The organism is Paracoccus shandongensis (genome assembly GCF_017315735.1).
In the GTDB taxonomy this organism is placed as follows: domain Bacteria; phylum Pseudomonadota; class Alphaproteobacteria; order Rhodobacterales; family Rhodobacteraceae; genus Paracoccus; species Paracoccus shandongensis.
Genome location: NZ_JAFLRK010000021.1, coordinates 39,639 through 58,970 on the forward strand (window position 1 = coordinate 39,639; position 19,332 = coordinate 58,970).

A 19,332-nucleotide genomic window follows, 5' to 3' on the forward strand; every position below is an offset into this window, starting at 1 on the left:
GACGACATGGGACCGCAGGAGCTTACCTATCTTGTCCAGGGTCTTGGCTGGACGCTGATCCTGACCGCCATGGGCTTTCTGGGCGGGATCGTCTTTGGCATGGTGGTCGCGCTGATGCGGGTATCGTCGCGGCCATGGCTGCGCTATCCGGCCATCGCCTGGATCGGGCTGTTCCAGGGCACGCCGCTGCTGATGCAGCTTTTCGTGGCCTATTTCGGCCTGCCGCTGCTGGGCTTCGACGTGCCGGCCTGGGCCGCGGTCGGCTTTGCGCTGACCGCCCATGCCTCGGCCTTCCTGGGCGAGATCTGGCGCGGGGCCATCCAGGCCGTTCCGAAGGGCCAGACCGAAGCGGCGAATGCGCTTGGCCTGCATTCGCGCAGCCGGATGTTCGACGTGATCGTGCCACAGGCCTTCAAGCTGTCGCTGCCCGCCACCGTGGGTTTCCTTGTCCAGCTTCTCAAGGGCACCTCGCTGGCCGCCATCGTCGGCTTCATCGAACTGGCGCGAGCCGGGGTGATCGTCTCGAACCAGATCTACAAGCCGCTCGTCGTGTTCGGCGTCGTCGGCGTCATGTACTTCGCCATATGCTGGCCGCTTTCGCTTTACGGCCGTCACCTCGAACGTCGCATGGCGGCCGGCGTCTTGAAATAAGGGAGGATTCAGATGGAGCAGTCTCAGCAGGGCGGCGCCCGGATGATCGAGATGCGCAAGGTCGAGAAATGGTATGGCGCCTTTCATGCGCTGAAATCCGTGGACCTGACCGTCAGGCAGGGCGAAAGGATCGTGCTGTGCGGGCCATCCGGTTCGGGCAAGTCCACCCTGATCCGTTGTATCAACCACCTTGAAACCATTCAGGACGGCGAGATCGTCGTGTCGGGCCATCGCCTGAACGACAGCCAGAAGGCCGTCGATGCCGTCCGGCGCGAGGTGGGGATGGTCTTCCAGCAGTTCAACCTGTTTCCGCACAAGACCGTGCTGGAAAACTGCATTCTCGCCCCCATGCGGGTGCGCAAGCTGTCGCGCGCCGATGCCGAGGCCACGGCGCGGCGTTATCTGGACCGGGTGCGGATCGGCAACCAGGCCGAGAAATACCCGGCGCAACTGTCCGGCGGCCAGCAGCAGCGCGTGGCCATCGCCCGCGCGCTGTGCATGGAGCCCAAGGCCATGCTGTTTGACGAACCCACCTCGGCGCTGGACCCGGAAATGGTCAAGGAGGTGCTGGATACCATGATCGGCCTGGCCCGCGACGGCATGACGATGATCTGCGTCACGCACGAGATGGGCTTTGCCCGGCAGGTCGCGGACCGGGTGATCTTCATGGCGGACGGCGAGATCGTCGAGGAGAACGACCCCGACACCTTCTTCCGCAATCCCCAGCACGAACGCAGCCGCGCCTTCCTGGGCGAGATCCTGGCGCATCACTGAAACGACCGGCGCACCGGCCACAGGGCCGGTGCGCCTGGACAGGTTGCCGAAAAACGCCGGTTTCGATGTTCGGGGCAGAACATGATTCACGATCCCCGCAACACGAACGGAAAAGTGGATGCGGGGATTGGACGGGGCGGCAGGCGGATCGCTCTGCAGCAGGATGGCACAGCCTGCCAGTCGATCAGCGGCGACTGCGATCCACTGATGCACATCGCCGCGCCCGACAGGAAGGATCACGAAAAGGTCTTGCCGGGTGGCATCCCCAATCGTGACGCTGTCGCAAACTCATCCCCGGCCCGCGGCGCGCAGGATCGCCGTGGTTGCGGCATGGGCCATGGCCGCGCGGCCCAGGGCGTCCACCTTGGCCGCAAGGGGACGGTTGGGGATCTCGACGCTGACAGGCACGCCGGGGGGGATGGCCTTCGCCAACCCGACCAGGTCGATGCCGCCCTGGCCGGGCAGCAGCCGTTCGCCCCGGGCCACGCGGATCAGGCCCGCGTCGCTGGGGTCGAACGGGTCGGGACCGTCGCAGAACTGCACATAGTTCACCCGATGCGCAGGCAGCGCCGCGATCTGGTCCAGCGTGGTGGCCGAACGGTTGTAATGCAGCGCATCGACCAGCACGCCCCCGTTCGCGCGGCCCGCATCCTCGACGATGCGCAGCGCCGCCGTCAGGTCGGGCACGGCGGTCCAGGGCATGAACTCCAGGTCGGCGGTCAGGCCATGGGGGGCGGCGATGTCGCAAAAGCGCGCGAAACTCTCGGTCAGGCGCGACAGGTCGGGATCGTCGCCCGCGACCAGGATGTGCCTGGCTGACAGCGCCTCGCAGCGCGCGCAGAAGCGGGCGAACAGATCCCAGTCGTTTTCCGGCTTCAGGCGGATGATTTCCACATCGCCGACCGTGACGCCGGTGTCGGACAGGGCGGCCCGCACCTCGCGCAGCGCGGCGTCGTCATGCAGCAGCGGATAGTCCGGCTCGGACCCCGGCGCGGCGGGAAGGATGCGCAGGCCCACCATCTGATAGCCGGTGGCGGCGGCGATGCGGACGGCCTCGGCGGGGCCCACGTCAAAGGTGGTCAGGAAGGCCAGCGAAAGGGGATGGGTCATGGCCGCCTCAGGTCAGGGGCGAAAAGGGCAGCGGCATGGCGATCTGGCTGGTCATGTCGGGCGACAGCCAGTCCGGCCCGCCCTTCGGCGGCCATTTGCCGTCGGCAACCGACTTGGCCCGCGCCTCGCTGCGGGCGGCCAGGCTTTCATAAGGCCAGATCTGGGTCAGGCGCGGCGCGCCGTCCAGGCCGTACATGGCAACGGTCAGCCGGGAATAGGCCTCGCGCCCGGGCACGGCGTCGCGCCATTTGTCCATGGTCGGCATGATGCCGTTGATGCGCGTCTTGTAGGTGCGGAATTCATAGACCGGGCCGAAGCGGCCCGGCTGGACCGGCGGCAGGAAGTCCAGCGCGCGATAACTTTCCATGCTCAGCCCCACCAGATGGTCCGTGCAGCCGAAGGGGTTGTCCGACCGCAGCGCGCGTTCGCGTTCCTCAAACATCTCGGCCAGGCTGTCGAAGGCGCGCAGCACGAAGACCCGGTTCAGCGTGCCGATATCGGTGCCCCATGCGCCGCACAGGCGGCCCTGCCCCCCGGCCACCCAAGCCTCGATCCCCGGGGCGGCCTTGGCGGCGCCAAAGATCACCGTGTCCAGCGTGGCAAGTTCGTAAAAGCTCATCCGTGATTCTCCTGTTCAAGTCCGGTGATCGGCTGGCCCGCAAGCGCGCGGCCGGCGATATAGCCAAAGGTCATGCCCGGCCCCAGCGTGATGCCGCCCGCCGGGTAATGGCCCCCCATGATCGAGGCCATGTCGTTGCCCACCGCGAACAGCCCCGCGACAGGCTGGCCCTGCGCGTCCAGCACCTGCGCGCGCCCGTCCGTGCGCAGCCCGGCAAAGGTGCCCAGCGACCCGGGCACGATCCTGACGGCATAGAACGGACCCCTTTCCAGCGGCGCCAGCGAGGGGTTGGGGCGGTGGTCCGCGTCGCCCTGGACGCGGTTATAGGCGCTTTCGCCGCGGTGAAAGTCGGGATCCTCGCCCCGCGCCGCCGCCGCGTTGAAGCGCGCGACCGTGTCGGACAGCGCGTCCGGGGACATGCCGCAGGCGCGGGCCAGGTCGGCCAGCGTGCGGCCGCGCTTCAGATAGCCGCTGCGGATCGCCGGACCCAGGGGAAAGGGAAAGGGCTTCGACCAGCCAAGGCCCCAGCGGCGCTGCGCCTTGTGATCGGCGATCAGCCAGCAGAACTGCCGGTCGGGCGGCACGGCCTCTAGCATGGCCCCCATGAAATCGTGATAGCTGTCGGCCTCGTTGGCAAAGCGGTGCCCGTCCGGGGTCACGGCGATGATGCCCGGCTTGGCGCGTTCCAGCAGATGCGGGAAATGCCGGACCGAACCGTCGCGGCGCGGGACCAGCGACACCGGGGCCAGCGCCACGCTGCAGGCCAGATCGCCATCGACCCCGGCCCCGGCCCTTTCGGCCAGCCGCATCCCGTCGCCGGTATTGGTGGCGGGCGCCGCCGAGAAATGCCCCACCCCGCCGCCCGCCTGCGGCGCAAGCGCGTCCAGACGCTGGGGATCATGCGGAAAGCCCCCGGTGGCCAGCACCACGCCCCGGGCGGCCGATACCGTCACCACGCCCTGCGGCGTTGACAGCCGCGCCCCGGTGACGCGGCCGCCCTCGCGCAGCAGGTCCATGACCGGCGCGCTGTCGATCAGCGTCACGCCCTTGTCCAGGGCCGACCGCATCAGCCGCGCGACCAGCGCATTGCCGTTCACCAGCCTTGTGCCGCGCCGGTGCAGCGCCAGGTCGCGCAGGTGCCGGGCGATCCGCCCCGCCGCATAAAGCGCCGAACGCGGCCTGCGCGTCGCGTTGAAGAAATGCCCCATGTCGGCGCCGCCCGCGATGCCCATGCCCCACAGGCTGACCACATCCAGCGGCGGGCGCAGCTTGTCCGCCCAGGACCCCAGATCCCTCGCGTCATAGGCCAGGACCGAGACCGAACGCCCGCCCTTGCCCGCCCCGGGGGTTTCGTGGAAATCCGGGATCTTGTTGCCGTCGATCCAGCGCATCGCGGTATGGTCCTGGAAAAACGACACCATTTCCGGGCCGTTCTGCAGGAAGACCTCGATCCGGGGGTCGCTGGCGCGGTTGCCAAGCTCGTGGCGCAGGTAGGTGCGCGGGCCTTCGGGCGCCTCATTGATGCCGGCCTGGCGGGCCAGGGGATTGTGCGGGATCCACAGCCAGCCGCCCGACCAGGCCGAGGTGCCGCCGAAGACCGGCGCCTTTTCGGCCAGCACCACGCGCAGGCCGAAATGCGCGGCCGTGACCGCCGCAGCCAGGCCCGAGGCGCCCGAGCCGACAACAAGAACATCGCACGCCAGGGCGTGTTGGTAAGTTGCGTTCATCTTTTCCCTTGCCCGTCAGGGCAGCCCGGACGGGCTATGCGATCCGGCGTTCGGGCAGATCGCTGCCCAAGGCCCTGACATTTGCTTGAAAATACGTGCTTCCGGCGGCCGCGGCCCCCAGTTCGCTGGCGGCGGCCTGCAGCCGGGGCGCCAGTTCCGCCATCCGCGCCGCCGTCATGCGCACCGCAGGCCCGGCGATGGACAGACAGCCCAGGACCGGCCCGTCGCCGTGATAGCGCACGGGCACCGCCATGGCCGCCATCCCGGCGATATAGCTGTCCACGGCGGTGGCATAGCCCCGCGCCCGCGCCTCGGCCAGTTGCTGAAGCAGCAGGGTGATGCTGGTGGGCGCGTTCGGTCCCGCCCCCTCGGCCTGGCGGGTCAGGCCCTGGGCGCCCACGCGGGCCAGCGCCTCGTCGTCGGTCATGGTGGACAGCCAGGCCTTGCCGCCCGACGAACTGGCCAGGTGGACGACCACCCCCTGTTCCTGGCCCGGATCATAGCGCAGGCCCCGCGTCGCCCCCTGCGCCACCGCCACCCAGATCAGCCGGTCGCCGTCGATGACCGACAGGCGGATCAGCTCTCCGCTGTCGGCGGCCAGCTGGTCCAGGACCGGCTGGGCCACATCGGTGATGCCCGCCCGGCCCATGAAGCCAAGGCCCATCGCGGGAAGCTTGATGGTCAGGGCGTAATCCCCGCCCGACTGCACCTGCCGGACATAGCCAAGCCGCGCCAGTTCCTGCAACGTGCGGTGCACGCCGCTGGCGGGTTGTTCGGTCACCTGCGCGATGGTCGTGACCGGCAGGCCCATGGGGTGGTCCACCAGAAGCTCGACAATGGCCAGGGATTTTTCCAGAACGCTGCTCATGCGACTTTTCCATTATTGAATCCTGTTTCAGATTCGGGGTTCAGGATGGAAAGGTCAACTGCGACCGTTTGGCCGCTGCGCGCGGCCTGGTCGATGGCATCCAGCACGATCATGTTCGCGGTCGCGTCGCGGACCGACACCCGGGGCGCGCCGCCGTCGCGGATCAGCGCGGCGAAATGGGCAAGCTGCTGTTCGTAGGGATCGGCGGGCGCATGGGCCAGCCGCTGCGGCTGCAATTCCCGCGTCCAGTCGGGGCTGCCCTGCGCCTGCCACAGGGTCAGGTCGGGCAGCGACAGGCCTGCCCTGCTGCCCGCATAATGATGCGCGCTGACCGGATGGGCCGGAAAGCGCGCCGGGTTTTCCCCCGCCGACAGATCCCACGCCCAGGGCCCCACCGCCGCGTCCGAGATGCACAGCGTCGCCAACCCGCCCCCGGCAAGGCGCAGGCAGACGGCGGCGGTATCCTCGACCGGGAAGCCGCGCCGGGCGTGGCTGGCGATGGCCTGCACGCTGGCGATCTCTCCGAAGAAATGGCGCAGCAGGTCGATTTCATGCACCAGGTTGATCAGCAGTGGACCCCCCGCGCCCCGGGTCCGGCGCCAGGGCGTGTCGAAATAGGCGGCAGGCTTGGCCAGGGATGCCGTGACGGTCGCCATGACCAGATCGCCCAGGATGCCCTCCCGGATCGCGTCATGCGCGGCGCGGATGATCGGGTTGTGGCGGCGGTGGTGGCCCACCAGCAGCGGCACCGACGCCTGGTCGGCCGTGCGGATCAACCCCAGGGCCGATTCGACGCTTTCGGCGACGGGCTTTTCCAGCAGCACCGGAATGCCCGCTTCCAGCAGCGCCCGGGACACCGGCAGATGGGTTTCGTTCGGCGTGGCGACGATCGCGGCCTGCGCCAGTCCCGAATCGATCAGCGCGGCCACATCCGGCAGGCAGGGCACCCCCAGCAATTCCGCCAGCGCCCGGCCGCCTTCCGCCGGATCGACCAGGGCGGCCAGCCGCATGTCCCCCATGCGCGTCAGCGTGTCGATATGGGTGCGCCCGATGACGCCCGCGCCGATGACGGCGATCCCGATCCTGTGCTGCATCCTTCGGCTCCTGTGTTGTTCGAACCAAAGCAGACAAAAAACATGAAGTCAATTTTAAACTTGAATGATGTTCCATTTCATGCTTTGAAAATGGCACGGGGCCTGCGCCGGGAATCGTCCAATGTTCCGCCCCGATCGTCCATTTCCTGACGGACGGGCGCATGGTTGTTTCGGACGGCGCCGCCAACCGGCGCCGGAAGGGGGAGAAGGGATCGGGAATGACACAGATGTTGCGGATCGACGGCGAAACCCTGGTGTTTCCGATCATCGGCCACCCCATCGGGCAGGTGAAATCGCCCGCCTCGCTCAGCGGGATCATGGCGGATCGCGGCTTCAACGGCATGGTGGTGCCGATCCATGTGCTGCCCGGGGATCTGCCCGGCTGGCTGGCGCAGGCGCGCGCCATGCAGAACTGCCCCGGCATCGTGGTGACGGTGCCGCACAAGGGCGCCTGCCTTGACGCCTGCGCGCGGGTCACGGACCGCGCCCGCGCCTCGGGGGCGGTGAACATCATGATCCGCGAGGGCGGGGACTGGATCGGCGACGCGACCGACGGACAGGGCTATATGGACGGCATCGCGGCCGAAGGATTCGATGTGGCGGCCAAGCCCGCGCTGCTGGTCGGGACCGGCGGGGCCGGTTCGGCCATCGCCTATGAAATCCTGGCGCGCGGCGCGTCCGAACTGGCGCTGCACGACATCGACACGGCGCGGCGCGACGCGCTGATCGCCCGGCTGAACGACCGCTTTCCGGGCAAGGCCCGCGTGGGCGGCACCGATCCGCGCGGATTTGCGCTGGTGGCCAACGCCACGCCCCTGGGAATGCGAGAGGGTGACCCCCTGCCCGTGCAGACCGACCTGCTGGAACCGGGGCAGTTCGTGGCCGACGTGGTCACCCGCCCGGCCATCCCGCCGCTGATCGCCGCCGCGCGCGCGAAAGGCTGCGGCACCATGCCCGGTTCGGGGATGTTCGACGCCCAGGCCGTGCTGCTGGCCGAACTGCTGATGGGGGTGCGCAAGATCGCCCCCTGACCGCCCCGGGCACCGGAAACAAGCGGCGGGCTTTGGGAGAGGCCCCCGCATCAGACAACCGGGACAGGCCCAGGTGGTCCCGGCCGTGGCGCGCCTGCCAGGTGCCGCCGCCATGCAACGACAACCTGGCATCATGGGAGGAAACATGCTGAAACACCTGATCGGAACCGCTGCCGCCACGCTGGCGCTGACGGCCCTGCCTGCGATGGCCGAACTGAAGATCGGCTCGATCGTGGAACTGTCCGGTCCCGGCGCCGCCGCGGGCACCAACTTCCGCGACGGCGTGAAGATGGGGTTCGAGGAAATCAACGCCGCGGGCGGCGTCCTGGGCGAACCCGTGGCCATCACCGAATACGACAGCCAGACCGATCCGCAGGTCAGCCGCGCCATGGTCCAGAAGGCCATCGACGACGGCGTGGTGGCGATCACGGGCACGGTCTTCTCGTCCTCGACGGTGGTGAACATGCTGGTGGCCCGGCAGGCCGGGATCCCGCAGTTCACCGGATCCGAGGCGCCGTCGATCACGTCGATGAACAACCCCTATATCTTCCGCACCGCCTTCGGGTCGCAGAAGGGCATCCCGAAGCTGACGAAATACATGGCCGAGGAGATGGGCGTGAAGACCGTCGCCGTGGTCTGGGCCAACACCGAATTCGGCAAGGGCGGCCACACCGCCTTCCTGGACGAGGCCGAGCGCCTTGGCTTCGAGATCGTGGCCGACATCCCGACCGAACAGGCCCAGACCGATTTCTCGGCCGATGTGGTCAAGCTGAAGGGCATCCAGGCCGATGCGGTCTTTGTCTATCTGACCGAGGAGGAAAGCGCCCGCTTCCTGCGCGAGGTCCGCAAGCAGGGCGTCCAGATGCCGCTGGTGGGCGACACCACGCTGACCGGCCACAAGGTGATCGAACTGGCGGGCGAGGCCGCCAACGGCGCCCTGGGCCATGTCGGCCTGACGCCCGATGCCAACATCCCGGCCATGACCGCCATGGTCGACCGCTTCAAGGGGCAGTTCGGCTATACCCCCGACCACAACGCGATCAAGGGCTATGTCGCCGCCCATGCGATCAAGTGCGTGGCCGAACTGGCGGGCAAGGCCGACAGCCAGGCCATCGCCGACCGGATGCACGGGCTGACGCTGAAGGCCGCCGACTGCCCGGGCGTGCTGATGGACACAAGCTGGGACGACAGCGGAGAGATGTCGCGCGAAAGCTTCTTTGTCGAGGTCCAGGACGGCAAGCAGGTCGTCAAGGCGATCCTGCCCGCGAACTGATCCGCGAACCGGACCCTGCCGCGCCGGTCCCGGCGCGGCCGCGCTGCCAAGGCAGGCCGACGCACCGGCCTGCCCCGGATCCCCCCATGCGAGAGTCCCATGGCCGAGCTAATCCAGATCCTGATTTCCGGCCTTGCCGCCGGTTCCATCTATGCCCTTGCTGCGGTGGGCTTCACCCTGCTGTGGCAGGCGTCCCAGACCATCAACTTCGCCCAGGGCGAATTCGTCATGCTGCCGGGCTTCTTCGTGCTGATCGGCATGGCCCTGGGCCTGCCGATGTGGCCCGCGGTGCTGTTCGCGCTGGTGCTGTCGCTGCTGGTGCTGGGCGCGGCCTTCAAGAAGCTGATCGTCGAGCCGATGCTGCCCCACGGCACGCTGCCCCTGGTCATCGCCACCATCGCGCTTGGCCTTCTGATGAAGGAAAGCGTCAAGGAATTCTATGGCGCCACCGCCCAGCCGTTCCCGGCGGTCTTTCCGCAGACGGTCTATAACGTCGCGGGCGCCAGCGTGTCGGCGCAGGACATCGGCAACCTGATCGTGTCGATGCTGGCCATCGGCGGGCTGCAACTGTTCCTGAACCGCACCCGCACCGGCCGCTGCATGCAGGCCAGCGCCCAGAACCCCGGCGTGGCCGAGATCCTGGGCGTCGATGTGAAGCGGATGGTGCTTTACACCTTCCTGATCAACGCCGCGCTGGCCACCATCGCATCGGTGCTGATCTCGCCCATCTACCTGGCGAAATTCTCGAACGGGGAAACGCTGGGCCTGGTGGCCTTCATCGCGGCCATCGTGGGCGGCTTCAACCAGATCCGCGGCGCCCTGGTCGGCGGGCTGCTGGTCGGGGTCATCGACAACCTGTCGGCGGTCTATGTCTCGGCCGAATACCGGCAGGCCATGCCGCTGCTTTTGCTGATCGCCATCATCCTGCTGCGCCCGCAAGGGCTGCTGGGCACCAAGGAAGGACGCGCCGTATGACCCCCACCCGGATCATCCTTGTCGCCCTGGGCATCGCCGCGCTGGTCGCCGCGCCCCTGGGGCAGGGCAACTATATCGTCTATACGCTGACCTCGTGGCTGCTGTTTTCCATCGCGGCCATGGGGCTGAACCTGACCTTGGGCTATGCCGGGCAGGTCAGCCTGGCGCAAGCCGCCTTCATGGGCATCGGCGCCTATGTCACCGCGCTGATGACGCTGGCGGGCCTGCCCTGGATCGCCGCCGCGCTGGTGTCGGTCGCGGCCAGCTTCGTGGTGGGGCTTCTGCTGGGCTATCCGGCGCTGCGCGTGCAGCACCATTTCCTGGCCTTCGTCACGCTGGCCTTCAACATCCTGCTGTTCCTGGTCCTGCGGAACGAGGAGGAGGTGACCGGCGGTTCCTTCGGCCTGGTCGGGATGCCGCGCCCTTCGGTCCTGGGCATTTCCACCGACAGCAACCTGAACTTCTATTACTTCGCGCTGGCCTGTTTCCTGTTTGCAGCCTTCGTGATGTGGTGGATCCTGCGCTCGCCCTGGGGCCGCGCCTTCAAGGCGTTGCGGGAAAACCCGATCCGGGCGGAATCCCTGGGCCTGAAGATCCGCCGCCAGACGCTTCTGGCCTTTGCCATCGGATCGGCCTTTGGCGGGCTTGCGGGTGCCCTGATGCCGCCGCTGGTGCAGTTCATCGAGCCGGGCAGCTTTGCGCTGATCCATTCGCTGAAGCTGCTGCTGATGGTGGTCGTCGGCGGCGCGGGCTTCTTCTTCGGGCCGATGCTGGGCGCGGCCCTGGTGATCCTGCTGCCGGAACTGCTGCGCTTCACCGAGGGCTATTACCTCATCATCTATGCGCTTCTGGTGATCGTGCTGATGGTGTTTTCGCCCAACGGCCTGATCGGCCTGGGCCAGAAGATCTGGCTGGGCTTCCGGCCCAAGCAGGAAGAACGCCGCGACATGAAGAAGGGGTTCCAGCTGTGAACGCGCACGCACCCATCCTGTCCGTCACGAACATCAGCAAGCAGTTTGGCGGCATCAAGGCCGTGAACGGCGTCAGCTTCGATGTGCAAAGAGGCGAGATCCTGGGCCTGATCGGTCCCAACGGATCGGGCAAGTCCACCCTGTTCAACTGCATCCTGGGCCAATTGAGGCCGACCGAGGGGCATTGCCGCATCCACGGCCGGTCCACCGACGGCGTGCGCCCGGCCGACCTGTCGCTGATGGGCGTGGGCCGCACTTTCCAGCAACTGTCGGTCTTTCCCCGCATGACCGTCCTCGACAACGTGATCCTGGCGGGACAGGAACACGAAGGCAGCATGGTGTCGCGCCTGTTCGGCAGGCCGGACGCGGGCCTGACCGCCAAGGCCGAACAGTTGATCGAGTTCTTCCGCCTGTCGCCTTACCGCGACACCGAGGCGGGATCGCTGTCCTATGGCCAGCAGAAGCTGGTCGATGCCGCCATGGCCTTCATGGCCGGGCCGGAAATCGTGCTGCTGGACGAACCTGCGGGCGGGGTGAACCTGACGATGCTGGCCCATCTCAAGGACCGGCTGCTGACCTATAACCGCGAACACGGCACCACCTTCGTGGTGATCGAACACAACATGGAATTCGTCATGTCGCTGTGCACCCGCATCATCGTGCTGGCACAGGGCGAGATCATCGCCCAAGGTTCGCCCGACGAAATCCGGTCGAACCCCATGGTCATCGACGCCTATCTGGGGGGCTGACAGATGCTGGAACTGCGAAACATCACCGGCGGCTATGGGCGCATTACCATCCTGAACGGCACCTCGTTCAGCATCCCCAAGGCCTCGATCACCACGGTGATCGGGCCGAACGGGGCGGGCAAGTCCACCGTCTTCAAGGCGATCTTCGGGTTGCTGAACATCCAGTCCGGCCAGATCCTGCTGGAAGGCGAGGATGTCACCCGCAAGCGCCCGGCCGAGATGATCGCCCGCGGCGTCACCTATGTGCCCCAGGGCCGCAACGTGGTGCCGCAACTGTCGGTGCTGCACAACCTGGAACTGGGCGGCATCACCGCGAAGGATCAGACCAGGCTGCGCCAGCGGATGGAACAGGTCATGGACCAGTTCCCGATGCTGCGCCAGCGCAAGGACCAGAAGGCGATCGAGCTGTCGGGCGGCCAGCAGAAGCAGCTGGAGATCGCCCGCGCCCTGCTGCTGGATCCCAAGCTGATCCTGATCGACGAACCCTCGATCGGGCTGTCGCCCAACCTGGTACAAGAGGTGTTCCAGACCCTGATCCGGCTGCGCGACCAGGGCGTGACCATCCTGATGGTGGAACAGAACGCCAAGGCGGCGCTGGCCATGTCCGATCATGGCCTGGTGCTGGAACTGGGCCAGACGCGGATGTTCGACCGGGCCGATGCCCTGCTGGCCGATCCCCGCGTCGGGCAGTTGTTCCTGGGCGGGCATATCGAGGACGCGGCCTGATCCCCCAGGGAAGTGACGGAAAGGCCGCGCCAAGGCGCGGCCTTGCATTGTCCGGGTGGCGGGGTGGTCAGGCCTCTTGGCCGCGCAATTCCGCCAGGGTCGCGCGGATGCCCGCCGCGATCCCTGTCACGGGCTGCGGTCCCAGCCAATCCGGCACGGGGTCCGAGGCGAGGTCGGCGGGGATGCGCAACGGCGGGCCTTTGACGGTGATGCCGGTCCAGCCGCTTTGCCGGGCCAGTTCGGCGGTGAAATCGGCCATGTCCCGCGTATCGCCCGCCATGGTCAGGACCGTCGCGCCCGACATGGGGCGCGTCATCGCCGCAGCCAGCATCCGCGCCACGTCATCGACATGGACAAAGCCCACCCGGCCCGAGAACCCGATCACCGCCGGTTCGCGCCGGACCGAGGCCGCCAGGGCAATCGACGGTCCCGCCGCGATGCCGCTGCTGATCCCCGGGCCATAGACGATATAAGGCCGCAGCCCCAGGCTGGGCACGCCGTGATCGGCCGCCCAGACGCGCGCCACGCCCTCGACCGCCAGCTTGGTGACACCGTACAGGGTCATCGGCTGCGGCACGTCGGCGCTGTCGGGACCAAAGACCCCCGCGCTGCTGAGATAGGCGACCGGCACCCCCAGCCGGGCGGCCAGGTCGAAAACCAGCACCGATCCCAGGACGTTCACCCGGACCGCCTGCGCCGGATCGCGGGCGCAATCGACGGTCATCAGCCCGGCCAGGTGCACGATGCCGTCGCAGCCCCGGCCCGCCTCGGCCAGCGAATCGGCGCAGGTCACGTCGCCCGCGACCGCCTCGTGACCGGGGGGCAGGGCGGTGCGGGCAATCGCCGGGGCCAGGTCGAACAGCCGGGGCGTCACCCCCTGCGCCGCAAGCGCCGCCGCAACGCGCATCCCGATGAAGCCGGTGCCGCCGACCAGCAAGACCCTTGCCGGGCCATGGCTTTTTCCTGTGCCGGTCATGTGTTTCCCTCCTCCAATCGCATTCAATATATAGAATAGCGTTCAACAATAAAAGCATCTTCCATGATAAGCTGTTTTGTGGCACGTTCTGCCCGAAAGGCGAGGAGGGGACATGACGGACAGGACTTTCGACGAGGAGGTCGATCTTCTGGTGATCGGCGCAGGCGCGGGCGGCATGACAGCCGCGCTGACCGGCGCGATCCATGGGCTTTCGGTGCTGCTTTGCGAAAAGACCGCAATGGTCGGCGGCACCACCTCGACCTCGGGCGGCACCACATGGGTGCCGGGAACGGACCTGAGCCTCAAGGCGGGCGTTCCCGACAGCGCCGAGGATGCGGCCACCTTCCTGCGCCATGTGGTCGGCAACCGGGGCGGCGACGAACAACGCAGGGCCTTCCTGGACTCGGGGGCCGAGGCCATTGCGGAACTGGAACGCCATTCCGAGATTCGGTTTGCCGCCGCCGTGGCGCATCCCGATTACCTGGACGGGCCGGGCGCGGCCTTTGGCGGCCGGGCCTTGGGTCCGGTGGAATTCGACGGCCGCAGGCTGGGCGCGGATTTCGACCGCGTGCGCCCGCCGCGCGACGTGTTCATGGGCCTTGGCGGCATGATGGTCGGCCGGGCCGAGATCGGCGCGCTGCTGAACCCCCTGTCCAGCCGGACCAACCTGCAAACCACGCTGAAGCTTGTGCTGCGTTACGCCCGCGACCGCCTGCGCCATCGGCGCGGCACGCGGCTGTTGATGGGCAATGCGCTGGTCGCGCGGCTGTTCTTCAGCCTGCGCCAGCGCGGGGTGCCGATCTGGTTCGACAGCCCCCTGTCCGACCTGATCCGCACGGACGGCGGGGTGGCGGGCGCGGTGATCCAGACGCCGCAAGGCCCGCGCCGGGTGCGCGCGCGCAAGGGGGTGGTGCTGGCGACCGGCGGCATCGGCTGGAACAAGAACTTGCGCGCCAGGCTGTTTCCTGCCCAGATCGCCCCCTTCTCGCAAGCGCCCGAGGGCAATACCGGCGACGGCATCAGCCTGGCCGTGGCGCGGACCGGCGCGGCGCTGGACGACGGCTGCGACAGCGCCGGGCTGTGGATGCCCTGTTCGGTGCTGAAGCGCCCTGACGGTTCCACGGCGGTCTGGCCGCATATCATCCTGGACCGGGCCAAGCCGGGGCTGATCGCGGTGGGCCCCGACGGGCGGCGCTTTGTCAACGAAAGCGACAGCTACCACGATTTCTGCATGGGCATGATCCGCGCGGGCCTGTCGGAAGCCTGGCTGGTGGTCGATGACGCCTTTGTCCGCCGCTATGGCCTGGGGCTGGTGCTGCCGGGCGGGCGCGGACTGCGGCGCCTGCTGCGCCAGGGCTATCTGCACAGCGCCCCCAGCCTGGACGACCTGGCGCGGCGCATCGGCATCGACCCGGCCGGATTTGCCGCAACCGTGGAGGAAGCCAACGGCTTTGCCGAACGCGGCACGGATGCGGCCTTCGGCCGGGGCAGTTCGGTGATGAACCGCTTCAACGGCGACCCGGACCGGCCCGGCAATCCCTGCCTTGGCCCGATCCGGCAAGCGCCCTTCTACGCCCTGCGCGTGGTGCCTGTCGATCTGGCGGGCAGCGGCGGATTGCGCTGCGACGGCAACGGGCAGGTGCTGGACGGCGCGGGCCAGCCCATCGCGGGGCTTTATGCCTGCGGCAACGACGCGGCCTCGATCTTTCGCGGCACCTATCCCGGGCCGGGCACCACCATCGGCCCCGCCATGGTGTTCGGCTGGCGCATCGCCAAGGGGCTTGCCCAGGCCGCATAAGGTCTGCGCCGCCCCGGCGTCGATGAACATGATGTTCATTAAACCGCAAAACCGGTCTTTGCCATCACGCCGCTGATTTGCGAACCAACGTCACGAACCGCGCGGAGGAGCTTGCGCGGCCTTACCCGGAGGAAACCCATGCCCCCCACCCCCAATGTCCTGGCCGGCAAGAGCCAGTCCAGCAAGGCCGCGGCCAGCGCCTGGATCGGCTCGGCGCTGGAATATTACGACTTCTTCATCTATGCGACCGCGGCCGCCCTGGTCTTTCCGCAGATCTTCTTTCCGTCGGAAAACCCCCGTGTGGCCATCATCGCCTCGCTTGCGACCTATGGCGTGGGCTATGTGGCGCGCCCCATCGGCGCCTTCGTGCTGGGCCATTGGGGCGACACCCACGGGCGCAAGAACGTGCTGATCCTGTGCATGTTCCTGATCGGCATCTCGACCCTGCTGGTGGGGCTGCTGCCGACCTATTCCCAGGTCGGTATCCTGGCCCCCATCCTGCTGGTCATCCTGCGCCTGATCCAGGGCTTTGCGGTGGCGGGCGAGATTTCGGGCGCCAGTTCCATGGTGATCGAACACGCCCCCATGGGCCGGCGCGGCTTTTTCGCCAGCTTCACCCTGCAAGGCGTGCAGGCGGGCCAGATCCTGGCCGCCGCCGTGTTCCTGCCACTGGCCCATTTCATGCCCGAGGAGGCCTTCAACAGCTGGGGCTGGCGCATCCCCTTCCTGCTGAGCTTCGTCGTCATCATCGCGGGCTGGATCATCCGCCGCGAGGTCGAGGAAACTCCCGCCTTCCGGCAAGAGGAAATCCAGCACAGCAAGCCCAAGTCCCCCGTGGTCGAGGCCTTCCAGAACAACCTGCCCGACATGATCCGCGTCATGTGCATGGCGCTGATGAACACCATCCCGGTGGTGGCCACGGTCTTCGGCGCGGCCTATGCGGTGCAGGCCGCCTATGGCATCGGCTTCCACAAGGACGTTTACCTGTGGATCCCGGTGATGGGCAACATCCTGGCCTGCCTGATCATTCCGATGGTGGGCAACCTGTCGGACCGGATCGGCCGCCGCCCGCCCATCATCGTGGGCGCCCTGGGGTCCGGCCTGCTGGCCTTCGGCTATCTCTACGCCATCTCGATCCATTCGGTGCCGCTGGCGATCACGATGTCGCTGCTGATGTGGGGCCTGGTCTATCAGGGCTACAACGCCACCTTCCCCAGCTTCTTCCCCGAACTGTTCCCGACCCGGACCCGGGTGTCGTCCATGGCCATCGCGCAGAACACCGGCACCACGATCACCGCGCTGCTGCCCGCGCTGTTCGCGACCGTCGCCCCTCCGGGATCGGCCGATGTCTGGCTGGTGGTGGGCTCGATCGCCTTCGCGATCACCTGCATCGCGGCGCTTGCGGCCTGGTCGGCGCGCGAAACATACCGGATCCGCATCGAGGATCTGGGCAATCCCGATGCCGTGCCGGTGCCCGGGCCCGAATACGACGACTTCCGGGCCAAGACGCTGGCCAGGGCGTAACCGCTGCCAAGCTGACTTCGGTGTCCTCGGATGGCTGTGGCATAGCCGCAGCCATCACCAGCAAGGGCGCAGCCTCTCCCTCCGCCCGCTATCCGGCAAACATCCCTGCCCCCGCTCGCCCGGCGCGAGATCGTGACGGGTGTCATGGATCAGCCCGGGGGGGTGTCTCCGAACCGTGACATGGCGTTCCAGCACGGCGCCGCTTCCTCATCCTGCCTGCAAGTTGCAAGCCGGTGTCTTGCCCGCCCGCTCACCGCACCTCAGAGACGTCCCTTTTCACAAGCTCGACTTGTGGACCCCGCCACAGAAACAACCCGACCGCCGTTTCTGGTCAGCAGTTCGTGCATCGGGCCATGGGCGCGACCGGATGGCCATGCATGGCCTGAAACATCCGACAGCCGTCATGCAGTCGGTGACGCCATGCTGGAGATGGGCGATCAGCCCGTCATAGGCCTGCGCCGCCATGATCTCGGCCGCGAAGGGACTGGGGATCGAGAGAAAGGCATTGAGCGCGCAGCCGCTACGCGCCCAGATTTCGCGGATACGGTTCGACTTCATGGGTTCCCCCCTTCAGTTGACCGGCGTGAGCAGCGGCTGGCCTGCAAAGAAGGCCTCAAGGTTGTCCAGCGTCAGTTGCGCCATGCGGTCGCGGGTTTCCTCGGTCCCGCTGGCGTGGTGGGGATAGAGCGTGACATTGGGCAGCGCCGTCAGCGCCGGATCGGGATGGGGCTCGTTCAGGAAGACATCCAGACCCGCGCCGGCGATGCGGCCCTTGCGCAGGGCGGCGATCAACGCGGCCTCGTCCACCACCGAGCCGCGCGAGACGTTGACCAGCGTGCCGGTTGGGCCGAGGGCCTCCAGCACCGCGGCCGAGATCAGCCCCGTGGTCCCTGCCCCTCCCGGTGTTGCGACCAGCAGGATGTCGGCCCATGCCGCCAAGGCCACCGGGTCGGCGAAATAGCCGTAGCCGACGCCCGGCTTCGGATTGCGGCCCGAATAGCCGATCGCCAGCCCCATGGCCTCGCAGCGCCGGGCGATCGCAAGGCCGATATTGCCAAGCCCGACGATCCCCGCGCGCTTGCCCGCAGTGGATGCCGTCAGCGGGAACATCCCCTGCCGTCCCCAGTCCCCCGACCGGACATAGGCATCGCCCTGGACCAGCCGCCGCCGCGCGGCCAGCATCAGCAGGACCGCCGTGTCGGCCACGTCATCGACCAGGGCTATCGAGGTATTGGTCAGCGTGATCCCCCGCCGCGTCATGGCGTCCAGGTCCATCAGGTCGAAGCCTGCCGAGGAACAGGCCGCCAGCCGCAGCGCGGGCAGCCGGTCCAGCATGGCCGCATCCACCGCGACATGCCCGTTCACGACCATGGCCGTGCAGACCGGCCCGGCCTGGGCCAGCACCGCGTCCCGGTCCGTGGCCTGATCCAGCCGGTGCAGGCTATAGCGCGCCTCCATCGCCTCCATGAAACGGGGGCGCAGGGGATAGGCGACAAGGACATGGGGCTTTTCTGCGGGCTTCATGCGGTCTCCAACTGGCGGGCGGCGCGGCGGGTGGCCTGCACGGCCGGGTCGGGATCCAGACTGGCCGACAACAGCGCCCGCGTATAGGGGTGTCGGGCTGCGTCGAAGATCTGGCGCACGGGGCCTTTCTCGACCATCTCGCCCCACTTCATGATGACCACCCGATCCGCGAAGTCGCGCACCACCGGCAGGTCATGGGCGATGAACAGATAGGACAGGCCGAATTCGCGCCGCAACCCGTCCAGCAGTTCGATCACCTGTGCCTGGATCGACCCGTCCAGCGCCGAGACCGCCTCGTCGCAGACGATCAGCCTCGGCTCCATCGCCAAGGCGCGCGCGATGGCGATCCGCTGCCGCTGCCCGCCCGAGAACTGGTGCGGATATTTCCGCATCGCAGCCTCGGGTTCAGGGATGCGGACGCGGCGCAGCAGGCCAAGCGCGGGCCTGCGCCTTGTTGCGGGTGCCCCCAACAGCCGGACCATCTCGGCGATCTGCCAGCCGACGGTATAGACCGGGTTCAGATGCGCCAGAGGATCCTGGAAGATCATCGCGATGGTGCAGCCGTTGATCCGGCGGCGCTGTTCGGCGGGCATCACCAGCATGTCCCGCCGTTCAACAGGATCTGCCGGCTGGTGATCGTGCCCGGCGGCATGTCGATTAGGCCAGGCTCCGCCACATCGCACCGTCCGATAAATCCGGCATCAGCCATGCGAGCCCTCTATCCGCATGGCAGACCTTCTCGCAGGCCCCTCACAGGCAGAGAATGCTCGAAGGCAATGGCTCAGAGCCGTCGCTTACAACTTCGGGGGCATCCGATCACTTTCTTAGACCAGAGGGTAGGCTGGCAATGCGATCAGCCGAAGGAACATCGCACGAACATTTGGTTTTTCCCCTGTCGCATCCGTGTCATCCGGAATGGGGCTGTTCGTAAGTGTTAAGATC

At 67.6% G+C, this 19,332-nt stretch carries 19 protein-coding genes; 10 read left to right on the forward strand and 9 right to left on the reverse strand.

Annotated features, from left to right (window positions below; genetic code table 11):
* The first annotated feature begins 6 nt into the window (after positions 1 to 6).
* Both JX613_RS13210 and JX613_RS13215 read left to right on the forward strand, forming a co-directional pair.
* Positions 7 to 651 carry an amino acid ABC transporter permease gene (locus JX613_RS13210; RefSeq protein ID WP_207101929.1) on the forward strand — a complete coding sequence of 215 codons (645 nt, stop codon included), beginning with the start codon at positions 7 to 9 and terminating at the stop codon, positions 649 to 651.
* A gap of 12 nt (positions 652 to 663) precedes the next feature.
* Entirely contained in the window at positions 664 to 1,425 is a 762-nt protein-coding gene (locus JX613_RS13215; RefSeq protein ID WP_272874536.1) for an amino acid ABC transporter ATP-binding protein, read from the forward strand.
* A 288-nt stretch (positions 1,426 to 1,713) separates the two neighbouring features.
* On the opposite strand, the gene JX613_RS13220 is transcribed toward JX613_RS13215, so the two are convergent.
* From JX613_RS13220 to JX613_RS13240, 5 genes are read right to left on the reverse strand one after another with little or no spacing between them, the layout of a single operon-like run.
* Positions 1,714 to 2,535: a sugar phosphate isomerase/epimerase family protein gene (locus JX613_RS13220; RefSeq protein WP_207101930.1), complete on the reverse strand. Its 822-nt coding sequence runs from the start codon at positions 2,533 to 2,535 to the stop codon at positions 1,714 to 1,716.
* Between the two features lie 7 nt (positions 2,536 to 2,542).
* Positions 2,543 to 3,154 (reverse strand): NIPSNAP family protein, encoded by a 612-nt coding sequence (locus tag JX613_RS13225; protein ID WP_207101931.1) that lies wholly within the window; start codon positions 3,152 to 3,154, stop codon positions 2,543 to 2,545.
* Entirely contained in the window at positions 3,151 to 4,881 is a 1,731-nt protein-coding gene (locus tag JX613_RS13230) for an FAD-dependent oxidoreductase (RefSeq protein WP_207101932.1), read from the reverse strand. Before JX613_RS13230 ends, JX613_RS13225 begins: the two co-directional genes overlap by 4 nt.
* Positions 4,882 to 4,915: 34 nt before the next feature.
* The gene (locus tag JX613_RS13235) at positions 4,916 to 5,749 is read right to left on the reverse strand and encodes an IclR family transcriptional regulator (RefSeq protein WP_207101933.1); all 834 of its coding nucleotides are present in this window, start codon (positions 5,747 to 5,749) and stop codon (positions 4,916 to 4,918) included.
* A complete protein-coding gene (locus JX613_RS13240; RefSeq protein ID WP_207101934.1) occupies positions 5,746 to 6,843 on the reverse strand; it encodes a Gfo/Idh/MocA family protein in 1,098 nt (365 codons plus the stop codon). The genes JX613_RS13235 and JX613_RS13240 overlap by 4 nt, the downstream gene beginning before the upstream one ends.
* 218 nt (positions 6,844 to 7,061) lie before the next feature.
* Here JX613_RS13240 and JX613_RS13245 point away from each other — a divergent pair, with 218 nt between their 5' ends.
* From JX613_RS13245 to JX613_RS13270, 6 genes are all read left to right on the forward strand, one after another.
* Positions 7,062 to 7,874 (forward strand): shikimate dehydrogenase family protein, encoded by an 813-nt coding sequence (locus JX613_RS13245; RefSeq protein WP_237168558.1) that lies wholly within the window; start codon positions 7,062 to 7,064, stop codon positions 7,872 to 7,874.
* Positions 7,875 to 8,019: 145 nt separating this feature from the next.
* A complete protein-coding gene (locus JX613_RS13250; RefSeq protein WP_237168559.1) occupies positions 8,020 to 9,147 on the forward strand; it encodes an ABC transporter substrate-binding protein in 1,128 nt (375 codons plus the stop codon).
* 99 nt (positions 9,148 to 9,246) lie between these two features.
* Entirely contained in the window at positions 9,247 to 10,122 is an 876-nt protein-coding gene (locus JX613_RS13255; RefSeq protein ID WP_207101935.1) for a branched-chain amino acid ABC transporter permease, read from the forward strand.
* Positions 10,119 to 11,093, forward strand: coding sequence for a branched-chain amino acid ABC transporter permease (locus JX613_RS13260; RefSeq protein WP_207101936.1), 975 nt, complete (start codon positions 10,119 to 10,121; stop codon positions 11,091 to 11,093). The genes JX613_RS13255 and JX613_RS13260 overlap by 4 nt, the downstream gene beginning before the upstream one ends.
* The gene (locus JX613_RS13265) at positions 11,090 to 11,842 is read left to right on the forward strand and encodes an ABC transporter ATP-binding protein (RefSeq protein WP_336512304.1); all 753 of its coding nucleotides are present in this window, start codon (positions 11,090 to 11,092) and stop codon (positions 11,840 to 11,842) included. The genes JX613_RS13260 and JX613_RS13265 overlap by 4 nt, the downstream gene beginning before the upstream one ends.
* A 3-nt stretch (positions 11,843 to 11,845) precedes the next feature.
* Positions 11,846 to 12,568, forward strand: a complete 723-nt coding sequence (locus JX613_RS13270) for an ABC transporter ATP-binding protein (RefSeq protein ID WP_207101937.1) — start codon at positions 11,846 to 11,848, stop codon at positions 12,566 to 12,568.
* A 67-nt stretch (positions 12,569 to 12,635) separates the two neighbouring features.
* Here JX613_RS13270 and JX613_RS13275 read toward each other — a convergent pair whose 3' ends face one another.
* Positions 12,636 to 13,544 carry an NAD-dependent epimerase/dehydratase family protein gene (locus tag JX613_RS13275; protein WP_207101938.1) on the reverse strand — a complete coding sequence of 303 codons (909 nt, stop codon included), beginning with the start codon at positions 13,542 to 13,544 and terminating at the stop codon, positions 12,636 to 12,638.
* Between the two features lie 112 nt (positions 13,545 to 13,656).
* Between JX613_RS13275 and JX613_RS13280 the strand changes: the two genes are divergently transcribed.
* Positions 13,657 to 15,342, forward strand: a complete 1,686-nt coding sequence (locus JX613_RS13280) for an FAD-dependent oxidoreductase (protein ID WP_207101939.1) — start codon at positions 13,657 to 13,659, stop codon at positions 15,340 to 15,342.
* Positions 15,343 to 15,480: 138 nt separating this feature from the next.
* Entirely contained in the window at positions 15,481 to 16,866 is a 1,386-nt protein-coding gene (locus JX613_RS13285) for an MFS transporter (RefSeq protein ID WP_207101940.1), read from the forward strand.
* Between the two features lie 276 nt (positions 16,867 to 17,142).
* Here the strand turns inward: JX613_RS13285 and JX613_RS13290 are convergent, their stop codons facing one another.
* From JX613_RS13290 to JX613_RS13300, 3 genes are read right to left on the reverse strand one after another with little or no spacing between them, the layout of a single operon-like run.
* Entirely contained in the window at positions 17,143 to 17,424 is a 282-nt protein-coding gene (locus JX613_RS13290; RefSeq protein ID WP_207101941.1) for an HpcH/HpaI aldolase family protein, read from the reverse strand.
* Positions 17,425 to 17,436: 12 nt separating this feature from the next.
* On the reverse strand, positions 17,437 to 18,390 hold the full coding sequence (locus JX613_RS13295; protein ID WP_207101942.1) for a 2-hydroxyacid dehydrogenase: 954 nt from the start codon (positions 18,388 to 18,390) through the stop codon (positions 17,437 to 17,439).
* Complete coding sequence (locus JX613_RS13300) at positions 18,387 to 18,992, reverse strand: ABC transporter ATP-binding protein (protein WP_207101943.1); 606 nt, start codon at positions 18,990 to 18,992, stop codon at positions 18,387 to 18,389. Before JX613_RS13300 ends, JX613_RS13295 begins: the two co-directional genes overlap by 4 nt.
* Positions 18,993 to 19,332: the final 340 nt, after the last annotated feature.